This is a genomic window from Streptomyces sp. NPDC055078 (assembly GCF_053607985.1).
This window is the reverse complement of the sequence record NZ_JBSGUP010000643.1, coordinates 1-4,696: the sequence shown is the minus strand read 5'-3', so window position 1 is coordinate 4,696 and position 4,696 is coordinate 1. Positions and strand designations below refer to the sequence as shown.

Below are 4,696 nucleotides of genomic sequence, written 5' to 3'. Positions count from 1 at the left end.
GCGACGGGCTGGTGCGGACCGGGGCCGCTCAGTGCTCCTTCTTGTCCGCCCGGTTCGCGCCGGGTGTCCACTTGGTCGCCGCCATGCCGTTGCGGTCCCAGACCACCTTGCCGGCCCGGACGGTCAGCTCGGTGGCCAGCTTCCGGGTGCCGTCCAGCCGGAAGCCGAAGCTGTCCACGTACCCGAACCTGCCCTTCTCCAGGGAGAACACCGCGAGATCGGCGGGGGCGCCCACCGAGAGGTTGCCCAGGTCGGGCCGCTGGATCAGCTGCGCCGCCTGCCAGGTCGAGGCGGAGACGACGTCCTTCAACGGCATGCCGAGCGTGAGGAACTTCGACATCACGTTGGACATGTCCTTCATGCCCCCGTTCATGCTGTTGATGTGCAGGTCGGTGGAGATGGCGTCGGGAGTGAAGCCCTCCTTCATCGCCGGGACCGCGACGTCCCAGCCGAAGCTGCCGCCGCCGTGGCCGACCTCGAAGAGCACGCCGCGGTCGCGTCCCTCCTTCATCGCCGGGTTGAGCCTGCCGTCCTCGCCGAGTTCGCCGCGCAGCCCGGAGTAGGCGTGCGAGTAGATGTCGCCGGGGCGCAGCTTCTCGGTGAGCAGGGTCTTCAGCGGGCGCTCGGGATGGTTGGCGCCGAAGTCGACCATGACCGGGACGTCGGCGTCCTCGCCCGCCTGTACGGAGTTCTCGACCGCCGTCCAGTCCTTCCCTTCGTAGTGCGCCGTCTTGATGCCGATGATCGTGTCCGGGTGCTCCCTGGCCTTCGCGGCGGCCGGGCCGGGCTTCATGTCGTCGAGGTCCTGCTCCGCCTCGCCGCCCGCCATGCCCTTGCCGACGATGTTGACGAAGGCGAGCACCCGGGTCTGGGAGCTGTCGATGACGTTCTTCTTGAAGAGTTCGAAGTTGCCCGCCCCGGAAGATCCGGCGTCCACCACGGTGGTGACGCCGGAGCGGAAGGTGAAACCGTCGGGTGCCACCCCGTTCTTGCCGTTCGCGTACGCGTCCTCCGGCCCCGGGAAGAGGTGGGCGTGCATGTCGATCAGGCCCGGAGTGATGTACTCACCGGCCGCGTTGACGGTCTTGGCCGCCGCCGAGGCGTCGATGCGCTTCGCCACTTTGGCGATCTTCCCGTCCTTGACGGCGATGTCGCGCACACCGTTGAGGCCGTTCTTCGGGTCGATGACGTGACCGCGCCGGATGACGAGGTCGTACGCCTCCGCGGAGCCGGCCTCCGCCGCGGTCGATGCGCCGGTGGGGAGGGTGGCGCCGGCCGTGGCGCCGAGTACCAGGGTGAGGGCAGCGGGCAGGATGAGCCGGCGGGCCTTTTTTCTCGGGGACATCAGGACTCCCATCTCACCTGACGGCGATGCAGTCGATCTCGACGAGTGAGTCGCCGGGGATGCCCGCGGCAGCGGCGATGGTGGTGCGTACGCCGGGCTTGCGGCCCCAGCGGCCTCGGAAGACCTCGTTCATGCCGTCGTAGTCGTCCAGCGTGTTGAGGTAGACGTTGACCTTGAGGACCTTCTCCATCGAGGAGCCCACGGACTCCAGGTAGCGCTCGATCTCGTTCAGGACGTGGTCGGTGTGCTGGCGGATGTCCCCCGCGAAGTGGGCGCCGATCCCGGAGATGTAGACCATGTCTCCGTACGTCACGATCGGGCTGAACAGGGGGTTCTCCGGCGGCTGCGAGCCGTCGGGGTAGTGGACCTCCTTCCTCGGCCGGTGCGGGCGGCCGCGCTCGCCGTCGGCGGCGGCGGCGGAACCGGCGCCGGCCACCAGCGGTACGGTGGCGACGGCCGCTACTGCGGGAGCCTTGCGGATGAAGTCCCGTCGGTTCGAGGACACGATTCCTCCAGTGCTGGTTGTGTGTGGATGTGGTGAGTGCATGACAGGCAGAGAGGTGCCGCTGGTCAGGACTTCCGGGTGGCGGTCCAGGTCGCCTTCAGGTATTCGCCCATGTCGAGTTGGCCGCTCATCCGGTCGCCGTCGACCGTGCCGGTGAAGGTGTAGCTGAGGGCGTCCCCGTGCTCCTCGCCGTAGTAGCTGCGTACGGTCACCTCGGTGCCGCTGACGCTGCCGGACGCGTTGCGGGTGACGAACTCGCCGCTGTGGCTGCCGGTGAGCGCGGCGCCCTTCTGGCTGAGTTCGAGCCGGTGCGCGGTCGAGGTGCTCGCCGCGTACGCGATCCTGACCGCCCAGGTGCCGCCGACGTCCACGGTGGGCGGCTTCGGCTTCGGCGGCGGCGGGGGCGGGTCGTTGAGGAGCTGGACGACCGCGTCGGCGATGGTCCTCGCGTCGCCCGGCTCCAGCATGTAGGGAGTGATGGAGACGCCGGTCTGCGCCCCGCCACTGCCGCTCGCGGTGTTGATGGCGATACGCGGCTCGCCCTCGTAGAGCGTGTCCACGATCGTCCGTCCCGAGACGCCGAGCTTCTCGCCGTTCCACAGGACGGTCAGCGTCGGCGTACGGTTGGACAGACCCTCCGGCTGCACGATCTTCGTGGTGACGCCGTCCACTCGGGAGACCCGGCGGGCGATGGACTTCAGCCACGAGGTCCACGTCGCGTACTCGGCCTTGTGGTCGCGCTGCGACCACATCTCGACCGCCGCGAGCATCGCCATCGCGTCCTCTTTTCCGACCTTGAACCCGCGGGCGAACCCGTGGTGCGGCGCGCTGTGCACCCACGCGGCCCGTACGAGGTCCTCACGGCCGATGAGTATCCCGGCCGACTGCGGGCCGCGCAGGGCCTTGCCACCGCTGTACGCCACCAGGTCGGCGCCGAGCCCGAGGTGCACGTTCGGGACGGTGAGGATCTCCGCGGCGGCGTCGACCAGCACGGGTACGCCGGCGGCGTGGGCGAGGTCGACGATCGTCCTCGTGTCGAGTTCGCTCTCCTCGACGCGGGGCATGGCGAAGATGTAGACGAGCGCGGTCTGCGGCCCGAGCGCCGCCTTGAGTTCCTGACGTGTCTCCACCTCGACGATCTTCAGACCGACCAGGCTGATGGCCGCCTCGTACACATTGCGCGAGTGTTTCGGGATGATCGCCTCGGTCTTGCCGAAGCCGGTCAGGTCGGGTATCTGGATGTGGAAGTCGGGGTTGCCGCCCGCCACACAGGCCGCGGCGGCGTGTCCCAGCGCGGCCGAGCAGCCGGAACTGACCATCCCGAACTCGGACTTCGTCAGTTCGCCCAGCCGTCTGCCGACGGCGTCGGCGAGTTCGTCCAGCTGTACGTAGGCGCGTGCCGCCCTGTCGATGGCGTCCCGTACCTCGGGCAGCATCAGCGAGCCGCTGAGGACGGTGTAGGTGCCGCGTCCGTTGATCAGCGGGCGGACGCCGATCTCCTTGTAACCGCTCGTCTTTCCTCTTCTGCCGTGTTTCTCTCTCTCGCCGCTGCCGGGGCTGCTGGTGGCCGCTGCCACGGCCTCACCCGCCAGCAGCGGCCCCAGCGCGAGGGCGCCGCCCGCGGCGGCACCACGCCCGAGCATCGTGCGACGAGAAACTGTGTCAGTCCGCATCCCTGCTCCCATTCGCCTCGTGGATCGTTGTGCGCATCACGCTATGAAGGGTGGGGACGGGCGTTAAGCGCGCCCGCCGTATGTGACTATTCGGAACTCGGATGGCGGCCCGTCAGCCTCTCGGCGGTACCGTCACGCTGCCGGCCGCGGCCGACGGGGGAGGCACAACCCCTTCATGCCTGCCCAGGGCCAGGGCCTGTCCGACGGATCTCGCCGGGCTCGCCCGATCCATCAGACAGGCCCCAGGCGGCGGGTTCCCGCCGGGACGTCGGACGCCTCGATCTCGCGCAGCAGCGTGCGCGCGGGCGGGGTCAGCGGGCTCGTCGTGCTCCAGTGCACGGCGACCCGGCGGCCGCAGGGGACGTCGAGCTCGCGGGCCACCACGCCGTCCCTGTCGGCCGTGGCGACCGCGAGGAGATTGGTGACGCCGATGCCGAGCCCGCTGCGGACCAGCGAGATGAGGGTCTGCGGCTGGTTCGTCGCTTGCACCGCGTTCGGTTCGATGCCGCGCTCGCGGAAGGCGCGGTAGGTCTCGAAGCCCATCGCGGTCGGCGAGCCGAGCCGGCCGATGGTGATGATCGGGTGCTCGGCCACCTTCGCCACCGGCAGCGGCTCGGGCAGCTCGGCGAGCGGGTGGTCGGGGCGGTGCACGACGATCAGCCCCTCCCACCACAGCGGAAGGTGCTCGACCGACGGGCCGGCCGGCGGCGACATCGGACGCAGGCAGAGGTCGACCTCACCCGCGGCCAGCGCCCCGTCGAGCTCCAGCGTGGAACGCTCGACCAGAACCACCTTGATGGCCGGGCGGGTTCGCGCCATCCGTTCCAGCAGCTGAGGCAGGAACGCCACACTGGCGCTCGGATAGCTGCCCAGAGTCACCAGCCCCCGGACCGCGCCCCGGTAGCCGGCCATGGCCGCCTCCGCTCCGGCGAGCTGTCGCAGGATGCTGCGTGCGTGGTCGGCGAACACCCTGCCCGCGTCGGTGAGTGTCACGGGCCGGCGGTCGCGGTCGAAGAGCGGCACACCCGCCTCCCGTTCCAGGGCGGCGACATGCATGCTCACCCGAGGCTGGGAGCGGTGGATGACCTCGGCCGCGGCGCTGAAACTTCCTGTGTCCACGACGCTGAGGAACGATACGAGCCATTCGAGGCGCAAATCGGTACGGAGCATGCC

Annotated in this window: 4 protein-coding genes; all 4 read right to left on the bottom strand. The window is 69.7% G+C overall.

All coding sequences use genetic code 11. From position 1 onward, the window contains the following. Positions 1–28: 28 nt before the first annotated feature. On the bottom strand, positions 29–1,345 hold the full coding sequence (locus ACWF94_RS33890; RefSeq protein ID WP_453497490.1) for an amidohydrolase/deacetylase family metallohydrolase: 1,317 nt from the start codon (positions 1,343–1,345) through the stop codon (positions 29–31). A gap of 13 nt (positions 1,346–1,358) precedes the next feature. Continuing rightward, a complete protein-coding gene (locus ACWF94_RS33885) occupies positions 1,359–1,850 on the bottom strand; it encodes a RidA family protein (RefSeq protein WP_453497487.1) in 492 nt (163 codons plus the stop codon). A gap of 65 nt (positions 1,851–1,915) precedes the next feature. Continuing rightward, positions 1,916–3,493: an aminotransferase class V-fold PLP-dependent enzyme gene (locus tag ACWF94_RS33880; RefSeq protein ID WP_453497484.1), complete on the bottom strand. Its 1,578-nt coding sequence runs from the start codon at positions 3,491–3,493 to the stop codon at positions 1,916–1,918. A gap of 261 nt (positions 3,494–3,754) precedes the next feature. Beyond that, positions 3,755–4,696 (bottom strand): LysR family transcriptional regulator (locus ACWF94_RS33875; protein ID WP_453497481.1); only part of this gene is annotated, 942 nt, incomplete at its 5' end.

What these genes read in the sequence shown, in the direction of transcription:
- ACWF94_RS33880 (WP_453497484.1), bottom strand. Translation starts at nt 3,493, where the DNA reads ATGCTCGGGCGTGGTGCCGCCGCGGGCGGCGCCCTCGCGCTGGGGCCG.
- ACWF94_RS33890 (WP_453497490.1), bottom strand. Translation starts at nt 1,345, where the DNA reads ATGTCCCCGAGAAAAAAGGCCCGCCGGCTCATCCTGCCCGCTGCCCTC.